14 protein-coding genes are annotated in these 21,981 nt (G+C 43.6%); 10 read left to right on the plus strand and 4 right to left on the minus strand.

Going from position 1 to position 21,981, the window contains the following annotated elements; genetic code table 11:
• Positions 1-6 precede the first annotated feature (6 nt).
• Complete coding sequence (locus Bovatus_RS04640) at positions 7-2,316, minus strand: ABC transporter permease (protein WP_004318093.1); 2,310 nt, start codon at positions 2,314-2,316, stop codon at positions 7-9.
• Between the two features lie 268 nt (positions 2,317-2,584).
• On the opposite strand from Bovatus_RS04640, the gene Bovatus_RS04645 reads away from it, so the two are divergent.
• From Bovatus_RS04645 to hcp, 6 genes are all read left to right on the plus strand, one after another.
• Positions 2,585-3,388, plus strand: coding sequence for a metallophosphoesterase family protein (locus Bovatus_RS04645; protein ID WP_052587814.1), 804 nt, complete (start codon positions 2,585-2,587; stop codon positions 3,386-3,388).
• A complete protein-coding gene (locus Bovatus_RS04650) occupies positions 3,369-4,172 on the plus strand; it encodes a hypothetical protein (protein WP_004295735.1) in 804 nt (267 codons plus the stop codon). Before Bovatus_RS04645 ends, Bovatus_RS04650 begins: the two co-directional genes overlap by 20 nt.
• A gap of 97 nt (positions 4,173-4,269) precedes the next feature.
• Positions 4,270-5,610 carry a sigma-54-dependent transcriptional regulator gene (locus tag Bovatus_RS04655; RefSeq protein WP_004295734.1) on the plus strand — a complete coding sequence of 447 codons (1,341 nt, stop codon included), beginning with the start codon at positions 4,270-4,272 and terminating at the stop codon, positions 5,608-5,610.
• Complete coding sequence (locus Bovatus_RS04660; RefSeq protein ID WP_004295733.1) at positions 5,607-6,920, plus strand: sensor histidine kinase; 1,314 nt, start codon at positions 5,607-5,609, stop codon at positions 6,918-6,920. Before Bovatus_RS04655 ends, Bovatus_RS04660 begins: the two co-directional genes overlap by 4 nt.
• Before the next feature lie 10 nt (positions 6,921-6,930).
• Complete coding sequence (locus tag Bovatus_RS04665) at positions 6,931-7,599, plus strand: Crp/Fnr family transcriptional regulator (RefSeq protein WP_004295732.1); 669 nt, start codon at positions 6,931-6,933, stop codon at positions 7,597-7,599.
• A gap of 153 nt (positions 7,600-7,752) precedes the next feature.
• Positions 7,753-9,384: a hydroxylamine reductase gene (hcp, locus tag Bovatus_RS04670; RefSeq protein ID WP_004295731.1), complete on the plus strand. Its 1,632-nt coding sequence runs from the start codon at positions 7,753-7,755 to the stop codon at positions 9,382-9,384.
• A 213-nt stretch (positions 9,385-9,597) separates the two neighbouring features.
• On the opposite strand, the gene Bovatus_RS04675 is transcribed toward hcp, so the two are convergent.
• A complete protein-coding gene (locus Bovatus_RS04675; protein ID WP_008777334.1) occupies positions 9,598-10,782 on the minus strand; it encodes a uracil-xanthine permease family protein in 1,185 nt (394 codons plus the stop codon).
• A gap of 166 nt (positions 10,783-10,948) precedes the next feature.
• Between Bovatus_RS04675 and Bovatus_RS04680 the strand changes: the two genes are divergently transcribed.
• Positions 10,949-12,415 carry a potassium/proton antiporter gene (locus Bovatus_RS04680; RefSeq protein WP_004295729.1) on the plus strand — a complete coding sequence of 489 codons (1,467 nt, stop codon included), beginning with the start codon at positions 10,949-10,951 and terminating at the stop codon, positions 12,413-12,415.
• Positions 12,416-12,696: 281 nt separating this feature from the next.
• Complete coding sequence (locus Bovatus_RS04685) at positions 12,697-14,361, plus strand: long-chain fatty acid--CoA ligase (RefSeq protein ID WP_004295728.1); 1,665 nt, start codon at positions 12,697-12,699, stop codon at positions 14,359-14,361.
• 240 nt (positions 14,362-14,601) lie between these two features.
• On the opposite strand, the gene Bovatus_RS04690 is transcribed toward Bovatus_RS04685, so the two are convergent.
• Positions 14,602-16,611 (minus strand): glycoside hydrolase family 97 protein, encoded by a 2,010-nt coding sequence (locus Bovatus_RS04690; RefSeq protein WP_004295727.1) that lies wholly within the window; start codon positions 16,609-16,611, stop codon positions 14,602-14,604.
• Positions 16,612-16,729: 118 nt separating this feature from the next.
• On the opposite strand from Bovatus_RS04690, the gene Bovatus_RS04695 reads away from it, so the two are divergent.
• Positions 16,730-17,404: a response regulator transcription factor gene (locus tag Bovatus_RS04695; protein WP_004295726.1), complete on the plus strand. Its 675-nt coding sequence runs from the start codon at positions 16,730-16,732 to the stop codon at positions 17,402-17,404.
• A gap of 23 nt (positions 17,405-17,427) precedes the next feature.
• Positions 17,428-18,759, plus strand: coding sequence for a sensor histidine kinase (locus tag Bovatus_RS04700; protein ID WP_004295725.1), 1,332 nt, complete (start codon positions 17,428-17,430; stop codon positions 18,757-18,759).
• 87 nt (positions 18,760-18,846) lie between these two features.
• Here the strand turns inward: Bovatus_RS04700 and Bovatus_RS04705 are convergent, their stop codons facing one another.
• Positions 18,847-21,972, minus strand: coding sequence for an efflux RND transporter permease subunit (locus tag Bovatus_RS04705; RefSeq protein WP_004295724.1), 3,126 nt, complete (start codon positions 21,970-21,972; stop codon positions 18,847-18,849).
• Positions 21,973-21,981 lie beyond the last annotated feature (9 nt).

A 21,981-nucleotide genomic window follows, 5' to 3' on the forward strand; every position in this document is an offset into this window, starting at 1 on the left:
TTTTAATTATTCACTTTTAAGGCTATTCACCGGATTTTCATTGGCAATCCGCCACGATTTCCAAAGTACGCAGGCTACGATAACGAGAAGATTTACAATCGCTATCAGTACATACGCCGCCCAACTGACAGGCACGTGCTCGGCAAACATATCCATCCACATATCATTGACGTACCATGATGCCGCTACACCGATCACAACGGCTGCAACGGCTACATAGAGCACATCTTTCACCAACATTTCCAGAATGCCGGAGGCTTCGGCACCATTGACTTTACGTATGGCAATCTCTTTGGAACGGCGGCGGACTTCATCGGTTGTGTAGCCTATCAATCCCATCATCATCACAAAGAACATGGTAACCGCCGCCAGTATGGTAGCATTGCTGAAGACGCGGATGGAGTTATAACTCTCTTTTATCATCTGCTCCATCGAACGGAAATCGACCGTTTTATCGGGGAAAGCGTCTGCCGATACTTTATTCAGTTTCTGAAGATTCTCTGCAAAAGGTTCTTTCAGCCGGACATGAACACAGTTTCCGAAATTCTTGGTACTCATCAGGATGAAGGGTGCTTGCGGGTTGGTGAAATTACCGATCCGGAAGTCTTTAATCACTCCCACTACTTTACATACGTAGCCTGAATTATAGACAGTACGGTTCAATAGCTCTGTTCCCCAATGCATCCATTCGCCGTATGTTTCATTGATGGCTACTTCGTTTTCATTCCGTGGCATACGCCCCTCCTTCATCACCATACCCATCATCTTTGGATAGTCTTCCATCATTTCGCAAAAACGGGAGGAGAAAAGTGATTGTCCACTTTCATCCTGAATCATCGTTCCACTATAACTATAGACGGGATGGGAATCGGCACTGGACACGGACTCTACATAAGGCAGGCCACGGAAGAAAGTCAGGGCATAGTCCTGGTTTTCTTTATTGCCGAAATCAGTATTGGCTACGACAACGCGCTTCGGATTGTATCCCAGGTCTTTGTTCAAGACATAGTAGTATTGCAGCATCACCACATACATCAATCCGCAGATGAAAGCTACGCCGGCAAACTGCACGAATAATAGCGGGCGTTTCCATCCTTTTTTTCCTTCTGTGTAGCGGCGGAAGACTTGTGAAACGGGGATTCTGGCAAAGATGCGTCCGGGCAGTGCTCCTCCTATGAGGAACAGGATAGCTACCGTCAGCAGGGGTACCCAAAGACGGTCTAAAGAGAACAGGGCTCCGAGTTCAACGGCGGTTGTGTCTTCTATAAAGTCGCGGAAGTTCAGTAAGATTAATCCCATCAATAGCAAGGCGAAGAGAATAATGATAGCTGTTTCCAATAGGAACATTCCCAGGATTTTGCCGCTGCCTGCACCGCTACACTTATGTACGCCGATGGCTTTGGCACGGTATGAGAGTGAAGAGATGGAGATCAGTACGTAGTTCAAGGTAGCGATAAAAAGGATGATTATTCCCAAGATAGACATGATGTTCCGCATCCGCTTCACGTCCGGTTCTTCCCTGTATACATCACGGATCGGCTTTACAAAAGCGGTATAACCTACCACTTTCTGGTCTTCCGCAGGACGATATTTCTTTATCAGGTCATTCAACCGTGCATTCACCACGGATTTGTCTGCTCCGGGACGAAAACGGATAAATGCGATCCAGCTATCGCCTCCCCTCCAGGAGTAGTTTCCCCATCCACGGCTCCATACGGTAGGCAGAGAAATCACTGCATCCGGTCTGACGGTAGCATTTTCGGGTATGTCGGCGTACGTGCCTTTCACTGTCAGTTCTATTTCTTTATTATAGGAGATTACTTTGCCTATCGGGTTTTCTTGGTCGAACATCTTACGCGCCAACCGGTCACTAAGAAAGACAACATCTTTCTGCATCAGTTCTTTTTCCGGAACACCGCTCAAAACATCGATACCCATAGTTTGAAAGAATAGTGAATCGGCTGTCACTTTGTTAGCTTCAAAACGGACACTTCCATAATAAAGAGGGGCACTCATCCAGACACAATAGCTGGTGGCTGCTTCCACTTCTTTAGGAAAGTTCTCCTGTATGGCACCCGCCACCGGTCCGCAGTTCATTTCCTGCGGCTCAAAGGTTTGGCCATTGGCGGAAAAGACGGAGAAGATCTGATACAGGTTATCATAATCTTTGAAGCATTTGTCAAAGCTCTGTTCGAAAGCCACGCGGGCAAACAACAGGATGCTCATCGTCAGCCCCAACGCCAAAGAGAGGATTTTGATAACGTTGGAACCATGCCCCCGCAATAAAGTACGGATCACATAATAGATTTGTTTCATATTATATTTTATTTCTGTTTTTTCTATTTTCAAGAATGCAGAAAGCATGCCAAAAAAGAATAACAATTCATTATCAAGTGTTTATCATTTCAACCTTTCTGAATATTGTCTAAAAATTAGACAGTACCGTCTAATTTTTAGACAACCGGGAGACTATTCCATTTCTCCTTTAAATTGTTCCAACAGTCTCTATTATCCATGGGGAGATTGTCCATCCCGATAGAAAACTTTATCTTTGCATCTAGTTTTCTAAACTATTAAAGTAATGATGAAGAGGAAGAATTTATATGCACTGTTTTCGTGCCTGTTCCTTTCGGGATGCGGTATGATAGACTATCATCCGTATGACGTCCGCATCAGCGGAGAAACAGAGGTCAACGCCCACAATATGGAAAGAATAGAAGCAAATTGCCAGGGTAAAACTACGATACGGTTCGTGACAATGGGCGACTCACAACGATGGTATGACGAAACGGAAGATTTTGTAAAAGCAATCAATCAACGAAATGATATTGACTTCGTTATCCACGGAGGGGATATGAGTGACTTCGGACTGACTAAGGAATTTCTTTGGCAAAGGGATATCATGAACGGACTTCATGTGCCTTATGTGGCTCTGATCGGAAATCATGACTGTCTGGGAACGGGAGCGGAAACCTACAAGGCTGTATTCGGCCCCACAAACTTCTCTTTCATCGCAGGAGATGTGAAGTTTGTCTGCCTGAATACCAACGCTTTGGAGTATGATTACTCCGAACCTGTACCGGACTTTACCTTTATGGAAAATGAGATAACGAACAGGCGGGATGAGTTTGAAAAAACGGTCATTTGTATGCACGCGCGTCCCTATACGGATGTGTTCAATGATAATGTGGCAAAAGTATTCCAACACTATGTCAAACAGTATGCAGGAGTACAGTTCTGCACGGCCGCCCATACCCATCACCATCAGGACGATGTGATTTTTGATGATGGGATACATTATGTTACCAGTGATTGTATGGATTACCGTACTTATCTGGTATTTACAATAACTCCGGAAAAATACGAATATGAGCTGGTTAAATACTAATTATATCTTACGCGCGGGAGTACTGTCCGTGCTTCTCCTGCTTCCCGGTCTGATGTCTGCTACCTGCAAGAGGGATACAATCATCAACAACTACAAGGATGATTCGCTCCGTTTTATCATCAAGGATGATTCAATTATCACCTTTCGTAACGGGGAGTCTTCATTCACCATTATCAAAGCGGACTCCGTGTTGCCTGCCACACCGAAGCACACCAAACATACCCGCTACGATAATCGGGTTCACCGTTTCCGCAGAAACTGGGAACGGATTATCCCGACTCATTCCAAAATACAATATGCCGGAAATATGGGATTGCTCTCTTTCGGTACAGGATGGGATTATGGAAAACGTAATCAGTGGGAAACGGATGTATTGCTCGGATTCATTCCGAAATATTCTTCGAAGAAAGCAAAAGTGACCATGACGCTCAAGCAGAACTATATGCCCTGGAGCATTAATATTGGAAAAGGATTCTCGACAGAGCCTCTTGCCTGTGGTCTTTATGTGAATACCGTATTTGGAAATCAGTTCTGGGTGAACGAACCGGAACGTTATCCGAAAGGGTATTATGGTTTCTCAAGCAAAGTGCGTTTCCATGTCTTTATGGGACAACGCCTGACCTATGACATTGACCCGCAACGTAGATTTATGGCCAAGTCTGTAACCTTTTTCTATGAAATAAGTACGTGTGACCTTTATGTGATTAGTGCGGTAAACAATAGTTATCTCCGTCCACGTGACTACCTTAGTTTATCATTCGGATTGAAGTTCCAGTGGTTATGATTGGAGATACAAGGGGGATAAAATCAATTTTGAATTACGATTCTTGAATTATCACATCCTTTTTTCGTAAGTTTGCGCTTTACAAACTTGAACGAAAATGAGTAAATCTGGAACAATCATCATTGTAGACGACAATAAAGGGGTGCTGACTGCCATACAAATCCTTTTAAAAAGTTATTTTTCAAAGGTCGTTGCACTCTCCTCGCCTGTCACCCTGACGAGCGTCCTGCGGGAGGAAATGCCGGAAGTGGTATTGCTGGACATGAATTTCACATCGGGCATCAATACCGGCAATGAGGGATTATTCTGGTTACATGAAATAAAAAAAGTACGTCCGGATCTTCCGGTCGTACTTTTTACGGCTTATGCCGATATTGAACTGGCTATCCGGGGTATTAAAGAAGGAGCAACGGACTTTATCGTCAAACCCTGGGACAACCAGAAACTGGTGGAAACGCTGCAAACTGCAGCAACCTCTACGCACAACGATAGGAAAACGGCAAGTAAAGAAAAGCCTGTTCACTCGCCTATGTACTGGGGAGAAAGCAAGGTTATGCAACAACTACGGGCTTTGATTAAAAAGGTTGCCGTCACCGATGCCAACCTCTTGATAACGGGTGAAAACGGAACGGGAAAAGAGATGCTGGCACGGGAAATCCATGCGCTTTCCAACCGCAAATATAAAGAAATGATTGCTGTGGATATGGGAACCATCACCGAATCTTTATTCGAGAGTGAGCTTTTCGGACATATAAAAGGGTCGTTCACTGATGCACACACCGACCGGACAGGTAAGTTCGAGGCTGCCGAAAAGAGTACGCTGTTTCTCGACGAAATAGGAAACTTGCCCTACCATCTGCAAGCAAAGCTACTAACCGCCATCCAACGGCGAAGCATTGTGAAAGTGGGAAGTAACACGCCAATTCCTATTGATATCCGACTGATATGTGCCACGAACCGGAACCTGCAGGAGATGGTAGCGAAAGGCGAATTCCGGGAAGACTTGCTCTACCGCATCAATACCATTCATGTGGAAATTCCTCCCCTGCGCGAACGGAAAGAGGATATTATCCCATTGGCCGAACGATTTATGGTTCACTTCTGCAAGCAATATGACAAGTCGTTGATGAAGTTCACTCCCGAAGCAAAGGATAAATTGACTGCGCATCCCTGGTATGGTAATATCCGCGAATTGGAGCACGTCATCGAAAAGGCGGTTATCATCAATGACAGTCCGCTGATTCCCGCTGAATTATTCCAATTATCCGTACCACGGATAGCCATTCAGGAACAGAGTATCTCCACCCTGGAAGAAATGGAAGTGCAGATGATACGGAAAGCGTTCGATGCCTGTGCGGGAAATCTATCAGCAGTGGCCGCTCAACTGGGAATAACCCGGCAGACACTCTATAACAAGATGAAAAAATTCGGATTATGAGCTCACAGATCCAACAACTGGTGATTCGGTACTGGTTCAGAGTTTTACTGACTGTACTTTTCTGTATATCGACTGTCTGGTTCGGTATTCATCAGTCATACGGTTGGTTGGGGGTTAGTCTTTGTCTGCTGGTACTTAGCATCATCTGGCAAATCCGCCTGTACCAGCTTCACACCAAGCAGGTGCTTTTCATGATTAACGCGCTTGAAAATAATGATAACACTTTTCATTTTCCCGAAGAAAACGGTACTCCCGAAAGCCTTAAGATCAACCGGGCACTCAACCGGGTGGGACACATCTTATATAATGTAAAAGCGGAAACCGCCCAGCAAGAGAAATATTACGAGCTGATTCTGGATTTTGTCAGTACAGGATTGCTGGTACTCAATGACAATGGGGCTGTTTATCAGAAGAACAAGGAAGCACTCCGTCTTTTGGGGCTGAATATATTCACGCATATCCATCAGTTGAGTAAAGTAGACACTACGCTCATGGAAAAAATAGAGAACTGCCGTCCCGGAGACAAGCTGCAAGTGATATTTCACAACGAACGGGGAACCGTTAATCTATCCATACGTGTATCGGAAATCAATGTACGCAAAGAACATCTGCGTATCCTGGCTCTGAATGATATCAATACCGAACTTGATGAAAAGGAAATAGATTCATGGATTCGCCTGACACGGGTTCTGACGCACGAAATCATGAATTCGGTCACGCCTATCACTTCTCTTTGTGACACTCTTCTTTCCATGTCCGAGGGTAAAGATGAAGAGATCAGTCACGGGTTGCAGACCATCAGCACCACAGGAAAAGGCTTGCTCTCTTTTGTAGAATCTTACCGGCAGTTTACACGCATACCTGCACCGGAACCGTCATTGTTCTATGTGAAAGCATTCATAGAAAGGATGATTGAACTTGCCCGCCATCAGAATCCGTGTGACACCATTTGTTTCCACACGGAGATTTCTCCTGCGGACTTAATTCTGTATGCGGATGAAAACCTCATCGCCCAAGTGGTTATCAATCTTCTAAAGAATGCCATTCAGGCAATCGGAAGCCAACCGGATGGTAGAATCGAACTTCGGGCTTATTGCAATGATATGGAAGAAATATGGATCGAGATCAAAAACAACGGTCCCGAAATCCCGTCGGAAATAGCAGAGCATATCTTTATTCCTTTCTTCACCACCAAAGAAAATGGTAGCGGAATCGGGCTTAGTATTTCACGACAGATCATGCGCCTTTCGGGCGGGAGTCTCACTTTGCTGCGGGAGAAAGAAACAACGTTTATTTTAAAATTCAAATAACTATTGATATATGATACCTGCACTCGTCAACAACCCCTTATTCCGAGGGATCACTCCGGAAAGACTTTTTGCCGATCTGGAAGAGATCAGTTTCCATACACGTTCTTATAAGAAAGGGGAAATCCTGGCTCAACAGGGAGCTGTGTGCAATCGCCTCGTCATCCTGACCAAAGGAAGCGTACGTGGAGAGATGATTGATTATTCGGGGCGTCTTATCAAAGTGGAAGACATCGCTGCTCCAAGAGCGATTGCCCCTCTATTTCTGTTCGGTGAGGAGAACCGCTATCCGGTGGAAGTGACTGCCAACGAACCGACAGAGGTTATCGAACTTCCTAAATCAAGTGTATTGAGGTTATTCCGTAAAAACGAGCAGTTTTTGGAAAACTATATGAATCTTTCTGCCAATTATGCACGGACTTTATCGGATAAGCTTTTCTTTATGTCGTTTAAAACGATTCGTCAGAAACTTGCTTCGTACTTGCTCCGATTATACAAACAGCAACAACAGACGCATATCACCCTCGACCGTTCACAACAGGAATTGAGTGATTATTTCGGAGTATCCCGTCCTTCCCTCGCCCGCGAACTGGCACACATGCAGGAAGATGGATTATTAATAGCCGATCGCAAGCATATCACTATTTTACAGAAAGAACAACTGGTACGGCTTATTCAATAATAAGAGCAGTTTAAAGATTTATGAATCGAATAATGAGTGTTTTAGATAAAAAATATTCATTGTTGTAACATTGGTTACAGAATCACCTGAAACTTTTCCTCTACTTTTGCGTTCAATAAATAAAATATTGGACTAATTAAAAACGTAAAAGTTATGAGTATGTTCTGTTATCAATGTCAAGAAACCGCAATGGGTACCGGTTGTACCTTGAAAGGTGTGTGCGGTAAAACGTCTGAAGTGGCTAACCTGCAAGACTTACTACTCTTCGTAGTACGTGGAATTGCTGTCTACAACGAACATCTGCGTAAAGATGGACATCCTTCCGAACAAGCAGACAAATTTATCTATGATGCTTTGTTCATTACCATCACCAACGCCAATTTTGATAAAGTGGCTATCACTGAAAAAATCAAAGAAGGACTGAAACTGAAAAAAGAACTTGGCAACAAGATAAAGATCGAAAATGCTCCTGACGAATGTCTTTGGGATGGAAACGAAGATGAGTTTGAAGAGAAATCAAAAACGGTCGGTGTGCTTCGCACTCCCAACGAGGATATCCGCTCACTGAAAGAACTTGTACACTATGGCCTGAAAGGAATGGCTGCCTACGTAGAGCATGCGCATAACCTGGGCTACGAGTCACCGGAAATATTTGCTTTCATGCAACATGCCTTGTCTGAACTGACCCGCAATGATATTACAGTGGAAGAACTGGTTCAGCTGACTTTGGAAACAGGAAAGTATGGAGTATCGGCAATGGCACAGCTGGATAAAGCGAATACCAGCAGCTACGGAAATCCGGAAATCTCACAAGTGAGTCTCGGTGTACGCAATAATCCGGGTATATTAATCAGCGGACATGACTTGAAAGACCTGGAAGAGTTATTGGAACAAACAGAGGGTACAGGAGTAGATGTATATACTCACAGCGAAATGTTGCCTGCACATTATTATCCTCAACTAAAGAAGTACAAGCATCTGGCAGGAAACTACGGAAACGCCTGGTGGAAGCAGAAAGAGGAATTTGAAAGTTTCAACGGTCCTATCTTGTTCACAAGTAACTGTATCGTTCCGCCACGTGCAAATGCCAGCTACAAGGATCGTATTTACATCACAGGAGCCTGCGGCTTGGACGGGGCACATTACATCCCCGAACGTAAAGACGGAAAACCGAAAGATTTTTCTGCACTGATTGCTCATGCTAAACAATGTCAGCCACCGGTAGCCATTGAAAACGGAACGATTATCGGAGGATTCGCTCATGCACAGGTGACAGCCCTGGCAGATAAAGTGGTGGACGCCGTGAAAAGCGGAGCTATCCGTAAATTCTTTGTAATGGCAGGATGCGACGGACGTATGAAGAGCCGTGAATACTATACGGAATTTGCTCAAAAATTACCTGGTGACACCGTGATTCTTACTGCCGGTTGTGCCAAGTACAGATATAATAAACTGGCTTTAGGTGATATCAACGGCATTCCGAGAGTGTTGGATGCAGGACAATGTAACGACAGTTACTCATTGGCCGTCATCGCTTTAAAACTGAAAGAAATCTTCGGATTGGATGATGTGAATCAGTTGCCTATCGTATACAACATCGCTTGGTACGAACAAAAGGCGGTCATTGTTTTATTGGCATTACTGGCTTTGGGAGTGAAACACATTCATTTGGGTCCTACACTTCCCGCTTTCCTTTCACCGAATGTCAGGAACGTATTGATCGAACAATTCGGGATCGGAGGTATCAGTACAGTGGATGAAGATATTGTGAAGTTTCTATCATAAATGATAAGGAAACAGAAGGGTATTTTACAAGCAGATTCTCTTCTACAAAATAGTGACGGTATTTGATAAGGATAGTGACGGTATACAACAACCATACCGTCACTATTTCCATCATATACCGTCACTATCTTTTTTTCTATATTAGAAGGACTCCTGCTTAATCAGGAGTCCTGCATTTACTCCCGCATAGTGGATGTTTTTTTGAATAGAATTTCAATCCTCTCTGGGTAATATTAAATTGAGAACTACTCCCACCAAAGCTGCCAGTCCAATGCCGGACAATGAAAAATCGCCCCAATTAAAAGCAGCGCCACCAATGCCGACAGTCAGTGTCAAAGATACAATGATTATATTTCTGGTACGGCTCAAATCAATGCAATTATTCACAAGATTACCAATACCCGCACAAGCAATCGTTCCGAAAAGCAATAACATGATGCCGCCCAGTACCGCACTTGGAATGGATCTTAATAATGCACTGATTTTACCGATAACGGAGAATAAGATAGCGGAAATGGCAGCTATTCGGATCACTTGCGGATTAGTAATCTTTGTCAGTGACATGGCTCCTGTCACTTCCGAATAGGTAGTCACAGGAGGCCCACCCAGCAATCCGGCACAGAAACAGGCCAGACCATCACCCAATAAGGTGCGGTGCAACCCCGGATCTTTCACGAAATCTTTTCCGGTGACCGTATTAACGACATAAATATCACCAATATGTTCTATCACCGGAGCAATGGCTACCGGAATCATAAACAACACAGGTTCCCATGAGAATTTAGGAAAGACAAACTGCGGCAATCCAATCCAGGCAGCATCCCTGACACCGGACAAATCCAAATCGTAGAAAAGCCATGCAGCCAGATACCCTACTACAATTCCACAGAAGATAGGAATCAGTTTCAAAAGCCCTTTGGCTTTCATTGAAACAACGACTGCGGTAACCAACGAAAGCAGTGCCAGTACCCAGTTCTCTTTTGCCATATTCACTCCTGTTCCCGCCAGTGACAAACCTATCAGAATGATGACAGGTCCTATGACAACAGGAGGAAACAGCCGCTCAATCACCCTCACTCCCTGCCATTTGACAAGCGCACTCATCACAAAGTAAACTAATGCTACTCCAACCATGCCGGATAAGGTGCCGGGCAACCCATAAAGTTCTGTCGCTTTAATGATAGGCGCAATAAATGCGAAACTACTCCCCAGAAAGACAGGAACCTTTCCACGCGTAACCGCATGAAAGATAAGCGTACCAATACCTGCTGTAAACAGAGCTGTAGAAGGGTCAAGCCCTACCAATAACGGTACGAGTACCGTAGCACCGAAAGCTACAAACAAGAATTGTACCCCCACCACCCCTTTCCTCAAAGGTGTAAGATTATTTGAATCCATAAGTATAATGTAGATTATTCTTTGCAAAATTAGTCTTTTTAGACAATTTAACTCCCTTTTTTCACAAAAATACATCCAAAAAGAGTTTTTATTTGTTGTTAATAATGTGTAACTTCGCACGGTGAGAATTAATACGACAATTTTATAACTTTATAATATATTGCCTATGATATTTACAGCAGAAAACACCCTACTTATCGGTTCTATCTTACTTTTCGTCAGCATCGTTGTTGGAAAAACCGGATACCGCTTTGGAGTACCTACCTTATTATTGTTCCTCGTAGTAGGAATGTTGTTTGGAAGTGACGGCCTCGGCCTGCAGTTCCACGACGCGAAAGACGCCCAATTTATCGGTATGGTGGCCCTTAGTATTATCCTTTTCTCGGGAGGTATGGATACGAAATTCAGAGAAATCAAACCTATTCTAGGTCCCGGTATCGTGCTTTCCACTGTCGGAGTACTACTTACAGCTCTTTTCACCGGACTCTTTATCTGGTGGATATCAGGTATGAGCTGGTCAAATATTTATTTACCTATCACTACTTCCCTGCTTTTGGCCTCCACCATGTCATCTACGGATTCGGCTTCGGTGTTCGCCATTCTCCGTTCACAGAAGATGAACTTGAAACACAACCTTCGTCCCATGCTGGAACTGGAGAGCGGAAGTAATGACCCGATGGCCTATATGCTTACCATTGTCCTGATACAGTTTATTCAATCGTCAGGTATGGGAGTCGGAGCTATCGTAGGCTCTTTCGTCATCCAGTTTATCGTCGGCGCGGCTGCCGGATATGTACTTGGAAAGCTAGCTATCCGGATGTTAAATAAGCTCAATATTGATAATCAAGCCTTGTATCCCATCTTATTACTGGCATTTGTGTTTTTCACTTTCTCCATCACCGATTTACTGAAAGGTAACGGATACCTTGCCGTATATATCGCCGGTATCATGGTGGGAAACAATAAAATCATGCACCGTAAGGATATCTACACCTTTATGGACGGACTGACCTGGTTGTCGCAAATCATCATGTTCCTTTGCCTGGGATTGCTTGTCAACCCGCACGAAATGCTCGAAGTAGCTGCCGTGGCATTGTTGATTGGTGTTTTCATGATTATTATCGGGCGCCCGTTAAGCGTGTTCCTTTGTCTGCTTCCATTCCGGAAAATCACGATGAAATCACGTATTTTCGTATCTTGGGTAGGATTACGCGGTGCAGTTCCTATCATCTTTGCTACCTATCCGGTAGTGGCGGGCGTAGAAGGTTCGAACCTCATTTTCAACATTGTATTCTTTATTACCATTGTCTCATTGGTCGTACAGGGAACAACCATTTCTTTCGTCGCCCGGATTTTGAATCTTTCCAAACCGCTGGAAAAAACCGGTAACGACTTCGGAGTGGAACTTCCGGAAGAAATAGACTCTGATCTTAGTGACATGACTATCACCAAAAGTATGCTGGAAGAAGCAGACACATTGAAAGATATGAATCTTCCGAAAGGCACGCTGGTAATGATCGTGAAGCGCGGAGATGAGTTCCTGATTCCCAACGGAACACTGAAACTGCACGAAGGAGATAAACTATTACTTATTTCCGAAAAATCCAAAGAAGAAGATACTGATTCAGAATAACATCTGAAAAGAGTTATTCAGTACACTATAACTGATTCGTCTCCACGCATGAAACCTCTTGCCTTTGCAAGATATTCGTTTCATCTTCATGCGTGGAGACGAAATGTTTTATATAGGCCAATGAACTAGTTCTAAGGAAGAAACACGAATGACCTTTATCCGGCTGATAAAATTGTTCGCTCCCCCTCCGTTAATTAACCGTAAAACTTGAATTTAAAATTCGGTTTACATCTACGAAGTATTAATTTTGCGCAGTTTTAAACTAAATGTGCAAAAATCGAATGGAACAAGAACATCAGTTCATTGATTATATTGAGCAAAGCATCATCAAAAACTGGGACAAAGATGCCTTAACTGACTATAAAGGAATTACCCTCCAATATAAGGATGTAGCGCGTAAAATCGCTAAATTTCACATCGTCTTGGAAAGTGCCGGCATCCAGCCGGGAGATAAAATAGCCGTTTGCGGACGTAACAGTGCTCACTGGGCAGTTACTTTCCTGGCGACTATCACTTACGGAGCTGTTATTGTTCCCATTTTGCATGAATTCAAGGCAGATAATATTCATAATATCGTCAACCATTCCGAAGCCAAATTACTTTTCGTCGGCGACCAGGCATGGGAGAACCTGAATGAAGATGCCATGCCTTTGTTAGAGGGCATCGCTTCGCTGGCTGATTTCTCGGCATTAGTGTCCCGAAACGAAAAACTCACTTACGCTTTTGAACACCGGAACGCTATTTACGGTCAACAGTATCCCAAGAACTTTCGCCCGGAACATATTTGTTACCGGAAAGATCGTCCGGAAGAACTAGCTATCATCAACTATACTTCCGGTACCACGGGTTACTCTAAAGGAGTGATGCTCCCCTATCGCAGTCTTTGGTCAAACGTGGCTTACTGCTTCGAAATGCTTCCCGTTAAACCAGGAGATCATATCGTTTCCATGTTGCCTATGGGACACGTGTTCGGTATGGTATATGATTTCCTTTACGGATTCTCTGCAGGTGCACACATCTATTTCCTGACGCGTATGCCGTCTCCGAAAATCATTTCCCAATCTTTCTCCGAAATCAAACCCAAAGTGATTTCTTGTGTACCGTTGATTGTGGAAAAGATTATCAAGAAAGATATTCTTCCTAAAGTAGACAGCAAAATCGGCAAGTTATTGCTGAAAGTGCCTATTGTGAACGATAAAATCAAATCGCTGGCACGACAGGCTGCCATGGAAATCTTCGGTGGAAACTTTGACGAGATTATTATCGGAGGTGCTCCTTTCAATGCGGAAGTAGAGGCTTTCCTTAAAAAGATAGGGTTCCCCTACACCATCGCTTACGGTATGACGGAATGTGGTCCGATTATTTGTTCCAGCCGTTGGGAAACACTGAAACTTGCTTCCTGCGGAAAGGCAACCAGCCGAATGGAAGTCCGTATTGACTCACCGGACCCGAAAACACATGCCGGAGAAATCGTATGCAGAGGAATGAATATGATGCTGGGATATTATAAAAATCCGGAAGCTACGGCGCAAATTATTGATGCTAACGGTTGGCTGCATACCGGTGACCTCGGTACGTTGGATGAAGAGGGTTATGTGACAGTCCGCGGACGTAGTAAGAACCTGCTTCTCACCTCTAGCGGACAGAATATCTATCCCGAAGAAATTGAAAGCAAGCTGAACAACATGCCGTATGTTTCGGAGTCACTGATCGTCTTACAGCACGAAAAACTGGTAGCCCTGATCTACCCGGATTTCGACGATGCTTTCGCTCATGGATTGCAGCAGACGGATATTCAGAAAGTAATGGAGCAAAACCGTATCGAATTGAATCAACAGCTTCCTAACTATTCTCAAATAAGCAAGATTAAAATCCATTTTGAAGAATTTGAAAAGACTGCGAAAAAGTCAATCAAGCGCTTTATGTATCAGGAAGCAAAGGGATAATTATCCCGGATAACACAATGAGTATCCTTGCAATAATTCTCATAGTATTAGGCACGGATTATATAAACTGATAATGAGAACATGCTTAATAATAAAAACGGTGAACAGCCTCAACACTGTCCACCGTTTTTTCTAACCTCTAACTAACTTTATTTATACTACCTATTTTTCTATCTTCCTACCTAAAAACGAATCCTATTTCCATTATTAACAGTCTAACTTTATAATCAATCGATCTTTTTAAAGTGCCATAAATGAAATAGCCTGTCCGCCTCCGGCAGCCATTCGTATGTTCAACGTATTTTCAGAAGTAACCGTTTGTTCCGTTATCCGGTAATCCGTAGGATTTGATTTCCAATCCGCATTCTCTCCATCCGCATAGATGACAGCTTTATACTGTTTGCCCGGTTCCAGGAAATCCAGTTTTATTTCCAGTGTACGGGGTTTCTCGTTCGTTGCCGCTCCCAAGAAATAGTTGCCTTTTGCTTTACGCACGATGGCTACAAATTCCCCCGGTTCTCCTGCCAATGCTTTCGATTCGTCACAATCCGGATCGAAATCGCGGAAGAACTGGAAAGCCGGATGGCCTTCATAATTTTCAATCATATCAGATGCCATCTGCAAGGGAGAATACAAAATCACCCAGTTAGCAAGCTGTTTCGCCAATGTTGTATTCACACGGCTGTTTCCTTTATCCTGATCGTTCCATTTCTGGCGACGGGGAGAATCTTTGGTGTTCAGAAACAAAATATCAAACGTACCCGGTGTATAATCCAGCGGACCGGACAGCATACGGGTGAACGGCAACATGACATGATGAGACGGAGGATTTCCTTCGCTCCATGCATTCCATTCCATCCCTCTCACTCCTTCACGTGTCATCATATTAGGCCATGTACGACGGATACCGGTATCTTTAATAGGTTCGTGCGCATCCAGCGTCATTTTGTGACGGGCAGCTGTTTCCACCACTTTCTGATAGTGGTTGACCCCATATTGGCTGTGATGAAGATAACCATTCGGGAAAGCTCCCGCATATCCTGTCTTAAGGACATGGATACCGTGGTCTGTGTACCATTGCATAGCATGATCCATCTGGCGCTCATAGTTGGGAATATTCCCTCCGGTCTCGTGATGGCCGATAACTTCAACTCCTTTTTCCTTTGCATAACGAACCACTTCATCAATGTCAAAGTCAGCATACGGTTTCGTAAAGTCAAAGTTTTGCATACCACCCCAGCTTTCCCAGCCTTCATTCCAACCTTCAAACAAAACGCCTTCAATCTGATTGGCAGCGGCAAAATCAATGTATTTCTTGGCATTGACAGTAGTGGCTCCATGACGTTCATCCATCTTCCAGGTTTCTACGCCGAGATGCATCCCCCACCATACACCTACATATTTCATCGGACGAATCCAATCGGTCGTTTCTATTTTACTTGGTTCATTCAGATTTAAAATCATAGCCGAATTAATCAGACTAACGGCATCCGGAACAATCTGAATAGTACGCCAGGAAGTAGTGAAATGATTACCTTTACGCACTTTCACACCATCAGGCCATGGAGCAAGTTCAGCTTTCAACGTATAGTTTCCTGCCTGCTTCAAAGTCATTTCCGAGAAATCGTACAATGCCGCTTCATGAATACTTCCGTAGACACCATCGGCAGTTTTAAAAGTGAAAGGAGTATTGGCTGTCTCCACCTCGGAAATGGGACGTTGCGCATAAAGCAATTCATAAGTTTCGGCACTGGCAGGAATGGACCATGATGTACCGTCTTGGCGAAAACGGAAAGTTGTCAGTTCATCCGTAATCAATAGGGAATCCGCTGCGGGCACATTATATTCATAACGGAACCCTACCCCATCATCAAACACACGGAAACGGAGAGTTAACTCCACCTGATCTTTATTGACCAAATTTACCGCCATCTCATTATAATGATTTCTATTGGTTTTATTTTCACCCCATGGTTGCGTCCATGTTTCATCTTTACTGTCGAAAGTCGTGTTTTTTATCTGAAATCCTCCGCCCAGGTCGATACCGTTTTTCTCCGTAAATCCCAATGTCGAATTTTCAATCAACAATGAGTCACCTACTAAAACGTTATACAGCGGTTTGCCGTTGTCGTCTACTGTTAAAGCCATTTTGATATGACCGTCCGGCGATTTCACTTCTGTTTTCGGACTGCTACACCCGTAACATCCCAGCACACACAGAAAAGCTCCAATGACATAATTTATTTTCATAGCATATCTATTGTTTGTATATAGTACAACTCAAAAAGAAGAAACACTTAAATGTAGGGCGGATTTCTTTCTCCGGATGCCAGGAAAAAAGTATCTTTGCACATAAACAATCTGAATTATGGCAAAGATACTATTGGTTGAAGATGAAATTAATATCGCCTCTTTCATCGAACGGGGATTAAAAGAATTCGGGCATTCGGTAACCGTCTGCCATGACGGGAATACGGGTTGGAAAATCCTTCAGGACGAACCTTTCGACCTTTTAATACTGGACATTATCATGCCTAAAATAAATGGTTTGGAGCTTTGCCGACTTTATCGCCAAATGTTCGGGTATCAAATCCCGGTAATCATGCTGACAGCTTTAGGAACAACCGAAGACATCGTCAAAGGACTGGATGCGGGAGCAGATGATTATCTCGTCAAACCTTTTAGTTTCCAGGAACTGGAAGCACGCATCAAAGCCCTGTTGAGACGCAACAAAGAAGTCCCTTCCAATCTATTGACTTGCGATAACCTGATATTGGACTGCAATACCCGAAAAGCCAAAAGGGGTGACATAGACATCGACCTTACTGTTAAAGAATACCGCCTGCTCGAATATTTCATGACTCATCAAGGGGTTGCCCTCTCACGTATCACTCTGCTCAAAGATGTATGGGACAAGAATTTTGATACCAATACCAATATCGTAGATGTTTACGTAAACTATCTCCGGGTAAAGATTGATCGTGACTTTGATAAAAAGCTGATCCATACAGTCGTAGGATTAGGATATATCATGAATACTTAAACTCACCAACACTAATCCCGGCTATGAAAATAGGTTCTAAAATAGCTCTCTTCTATACATTAATCAGTGTACTGACCACTGTCATCATCATTGCTGTATTTTATATTTTCAGTACGCAGTACATCAATAAACTTTATGCTTCTTACCTGCGTGAAAAAGCCTACCTGACCGCACAGAAGCATTGGGAAAAAGATGAAGTAGACGAACAGAGCTACCAGATTATCCAGCGCAAATATGACGAACTCCTGCCCGAAGCCCATGAGATTCTTTTAAATATGGACAGTCTCTCCGAAGTGCATGATACGCTGAATAAATACCTCACACAACACCAGCAGGCTCTTCTGCTGGCAGGACAGGACAGCATCCCTTTCTCCTTCAAATATAAGGATCAACTGGGAGCCGCCCTTTATTATCCGGATAATGAAGGAAACTTTATCGTACTCGTCATGTCCCGGAATGCCTACGGAACAGAAATCAAGGAACACCTATTGTTGCTTTCCATATTTCTCATCTTAGCCAGTTCCGTCCTGATCTTTTTTATCGGAAAAATATATTCCGGCCGTATTCTGGTTCCCCTGCAACACATACTAAAGGAATTGAAAAGAATACGTGCCAACAGTCTGAACCGCCGATTAAAGACCACTGGTAATAATGACGAACTGGAGGACATGATAAAGACATTAAATAGCATGCTCGACCGTCTGGACAGTGCATTCAAGGCAGAAAAATCCTTTGTCAGTCACGCTTCACATGAGTTGAACAATCCGATTACTGCCATTCAGGGAGAATGTGAAATCAGTCTGCTGAAAGAAAGAAGCACGGGAGAATACATTGAATCCCTCCAACGAATTTCTTCGGAAAGCAAACGGTTATCCAGCCTGATCCGGCATCTTCTTTTTCTTTCACGACAAGAAGAAGAACTCCTGAAAAACAATATTGAAGAGATTATTTTGGCCGATATATTAAAAGAGTTGACAGCTTCTGATGAGAGAATCCATCTTCATTTGGAAGAGACAGACCCGCAGATGACTGTAAAAGCCAATCCATATCTGTTGAAGATAGCATTAAAAAATATAATAGATAACGCCTGCAAATATTCTGATAAAGAAGTAAATGTGACTCTCTACCGGGAGCAACAACAAGTCATTCTTGATATAGAAGACCGGGGAATCGGTATTCCACAAGAAGAAATAGAACACATATTCCAGTCTTTCTATCGGGGCAGTAATACCCGGGACTATGCCGGACAAGGCATCGGACTTAGCCTGACCCTGAAAATCATTTCTGCTTATCATGCAAAGCTGGATATATCTTCAGAAATAGAAAAAGGAACAAAAGTACGGGTGATTTTTTAATCACCCTTCTTTTATCCCTTTCTCTCTCTACCTACTGAAAACTACAAATTTAATCTATGAACGTTTTTTCCACAGAATAGAAATGAACTAAATACGTCTTTGCAATAACTTTCCGTTTTTATCATATAACATTCGTTCATATACCACTTCCACAATAAGAGGAAAGACAAACAAGGCAAAGAAAGTCGCTCCTATCAATCCGCCGATAATGACAATCGCCAACGGACGTTGTGATTCCGAACCAATTCCATGACTCATGGCAGCGGGCATCAAACCGATAGCTGCCATTGCCGCTGTCATAATCACAGGGCGGATACGCGAGCGCACTCCTTCCTTAGTGGCTTTCTCCAAGGGCGAGCCGAGTTTTAGATTCGCCTTTATATCGGAAATCATAATCACCCCGTTCTGAATACAAATACCAAACAAGGCAATAAAACCGATACCGGCAGAAATGGAGAAGTTGAACTGCGTTATCAGAAGAGCCACAATACCACCCACGGCAGCGAACGGTACATTCAGCAATACCAGTCCCGCATCCCGCGCATTAGAGAATAGAATAAACAGGATGATAAAAATGATAGCAATACTGATAGGGACAACCTGTGCCAGACGTTTCGTGGCACGTTGCTGGTTCTCAAAATCGCCCGTCCATTTCAGAGAATAGCCTGCCGGCAAATGTACGGAAGCATTCACCTTTTTCTGCGCCTCGGCAACTGCCGTACCCATATCACGACCTCTCACCGAGAATTTCACAGCACAGAAACGAGCGTGATTATCACGGAATATCAATAACGGTCCCGTAATCGTCGTTATATCTGCCAATTCTTTGATAGGTACCATCGTTCCATCCATCGCCGGAACCAATATCTTACCTATCTCCTCTTCATTCTGACGGAATTGTTCGCTGTATCTTACCATGATATTAAACTTCCGCTCATCCTCATACAACAGTGAAGCCGATTTTCCGCCAATAGCCATTTCGATAATTGATTGCATATCTTCCTTAGCAACGCCATAACGCGCCAATTGGCGTTCATTCAACTCTATACGAAGCTCCGGCTGACCGATGTTCCGAATCACACCCAAGTCTTCAATCCCTTGAACCGTACCCAGGATTTTCTCTATCTGAACCGCATATTTCTCCGACTCATACAAATCTTTACCAAACACTTTCACCGCAATAGATCCTTTCACACCGGAAGCTGCTTCCTCCACATTATCGGTAATCGGTTGTGAGAAATTGAAGTCAATACCGGGATAAATGGATAAATCATCCTGCATCTTATCAATCAGTTCCAGTTTTGTCAACTTACTCTCCCATTCCTTTTCGGGATAAATATCAACGTGGAACTCGATATTATAGAATCCGGTAGCATCTGTACCGTCATTCGGTCGTCCGGTTTGCGACAGCACTTGCCGCACTTCCGGAAACGTTAATAGTTTCTTTCTCATTTTATTGGCAAGAGTCACCGATTCATCCAACGAAATGCTCTGTGGCAAGGTAGCACGAATATAGATAGATCCCTCATTCAACTGCGGAAGGAACTCCGTACCCAGGAAAGAGAAAAGCCATAATCCGACACCTGCTATTACGGTTGCCATTCCGATAGTCAGCTTCCTGTGCGCATAGAATAAATCAAAAAGAGCCGAACACTTCACATTGATAAAATGGACAAAACGGTTATTTTTCTCACGAACATTCTTTTTCAGTAACATGGAAGACATCACCGGAACCAATGTCAATGTAAAGATCAAAGCTCCCAACAGTGCAAAGCCCAACGTGTATGCCAAAGGAGAGAACATCTTTCCTTCTACCTTCTGGAAAGAGAAGATAGGAATCAATGCAGTGATGATAATCAATTTGGAGAAGAAAACCGCTTTTGCCTTGTCTTTTGCCGTGTGACGGATCAAGCCCATTTTAGACATCACATTAAAAGCCGGCATCCCCACTTCCCTCGCTTTCTTGTCCAAAGCCACAAACACTCCTTCCACCATCACCACGGCCCCATCAATAATAATACCGAAGTCTATGGCTCCCATAGAAAGCAGATTGGCGGACATTCCCATCACCCGTAAACAGATAAATGCGAACAAAAGGGCTAATGGGATAACGACAGCAACAATCACGGTAGTCCGCCAATCTGCCATAAAGATCAATACAATAAACGTAACCAATAATATTCCTTCAATCAGGTTATGCGTCACAGTCTTTACCGCCAGATTCACCAAGTCCTCCCGGTCATAGAATGCCACTATCTTCACATCTTTCGGAAGCACATTCTGATTCAAGTCTTCTATTTTATCTTTCAGGTTGGCAATCACCTCACCCGGATTCTCTCCTTTCCGCATGACTACAATCCCCTGTACAACATCATTTTCATCCATTCGGCCCACTTGTCCCAAACGAGGCAGACAGGATTCGTGTACATCGGCAAGATTCTTCACCAGAATCGGAGTGCCATTGATGTTTTTCACTACGATATTTCTCAATTCATCCAGATCGTTAATCAAACCGATTCCACGAACCACATAAGCTTGCGAACTTTTAGTGATAACATCTCCTCCTACATTGATATTACTTTTAGCTATCGCATCATACAGTTCCAAAGAGGTAATGCCATAATTAATCAACTGGTGAGGATTCACACTTACCTCAAACGTCTTCACCTCCCCGCCGAAGCTCACAATATCCGCTACGCCGGATACCGAACGGAGATTACGTTCGATCACCCAATCCTGAATCGTTTTCAGTTCCCGCACACTGCGCTTGTCACTACGAAGCGTATAACGGAATATTTCCCCCGTTGGTCCATACAGAGGTTGTACTTCCGGAGTTACCCCGTCCGGAAGGTCGGCATCATTCAATAAATTATATACCTGTTGACGTGCGGTGAAATCATCGACACGATCTTCAAACATTACATTGATGACAGAAAGCCCGAAAAGAGTGGTGGAACGAATATCCGTTTTCTTCTGAACGGGATTCATCGCAATCTCAACAGGAATGGTGATAAACTTCTCTACCTCTTCGGCACTACGTCCCGGCCATTGCGTGATAATCGTCACTTTCGTATTCGTCACATCCGGGAAAGCATCTATCGGAGTATGTTTAAAGGAAACAGCTCCGGCTATAACGGCAATCGCTGTACAGAAGAAAATAAAGAATTTATTTTTCAGCGAGAAAGCCACTATATTATCTATGAATTTGTGCATACTATTTTC

The sequence above is a fragment of the Bacteroides ovatus genome (assembly GCF_001314995.1).
Classification (GTDB): domain Bacteria; phylum Bacteroidota; class Bacteroidia; order Bacteroidales; family Bacteroidaceae; genus Bacteroides; species Bacteroides ovatus.

What these genes read in the sequence shown, in the direction of transcription:
- Bovatus_RS04640 (WP_004318093.1), bottom strand. Translation starts at nt 2,316, where the DNA reads ATGAAACAAATCTATTATGTGATCCGTACTTTATTGCGGGGGCATGGT.
- Bovatus_RS04645 (WP_052587814.1), top strand. Translation starts at nt 2,585, where the DNA reads ATGAAGAGGAAGAATTTATATGCACTGTTTTCGTGCCTGTTCCTTTCG.
- Bovatus_RS04650 (WP_004295735.1), top strand. Translation starts at nt 3,369, where the DNA reads ATGAGCTGGTTAAATACTAATTATATCTTACGCGCGGGAGTACTGTCC.
- Bovatus_RS04655 (WP_004295734.1), top strand. Translation starts at nt 4,270, where the DNA reads ATGAGTAAATCTGGAACAATCATCATTGTAGACGACAATAAAGGGGTG.
- Bovatus_RS04660 (WP_004295733.1), top strand. Translation starts at nt 5,607, where the DNA reads ATGAGCTCACAGATCCAACAACTGGTGATTCGGTACTGGTTCAGAGTT.
- Bovatus_RS04665 (WP_004295732.1), top strand. Translation starts at nt 6,931, where the DNA reads ATGATACCTGCACTCGTCAACAACCCCTTATTCCGAGGGATCACTCCG.
- hcp (WP_004295731.1), top strand. Translation starts at nt 7,753, where the DNA reads ATGAGTATGTTCTGTTATCAATGTCAAGAAACCGCAATGGGTACCGGT.
- Bovatus_RS04675 (WP_008777334.1), bottom strand. Translation starts at nt 10,782, where the DNA reads ATGGATTCAAATAATCTTACACCTTTGAGGAAAGGGGTGGTGGGGGTA.
- Bovatus_RS04680 (WP_004295729.1), top strand. Translation starts at nt 10,949, where the DNA reads ATGATATTTACAGCAGAAAACACCCTACTTATCGGTTCTATCTTACTT.
- Bovatus_RS04685 (WP_004295728.1), top strand. Translation starts at nt 12,697, where the DNA reads ATGGAACAAGAACATCAGTTCATTGATTATATTGAGCAAAGCATCATC.
- Bovatus_RS04690 (WP_004295727.1), bottom strand. Translation starts at nt 16,611, where the DNA reads ATGAAAATAAATTATGTCATTGGAGCTTTTCTGTGTGTGCTGGGATGT.
- Bovatus_RS04695 (WP_004295726.1), top strand. Translation starts at nt 16,730, where the DNA reads ATGGCAAAGATACTATTGGTTGAAGATGAAATTAATATCGCCTCTTTC.
- Bovatus_RS04700 (WP_004295725.1), top strand. Translation starts at nt 17,428, where the DNA reads ATGAAAATAGGTTCTAAAATAGCTCTCTTCTATACATTAATCAGTGTA.
- Bovatus_RS04705 (WP_004295724.1), bottom strand. Translation starts at nt 21,972, where the DNA reads ATGCACAAATTCATAGATAATATAGTGGCTTTCTCGCTGAAAAATAAA.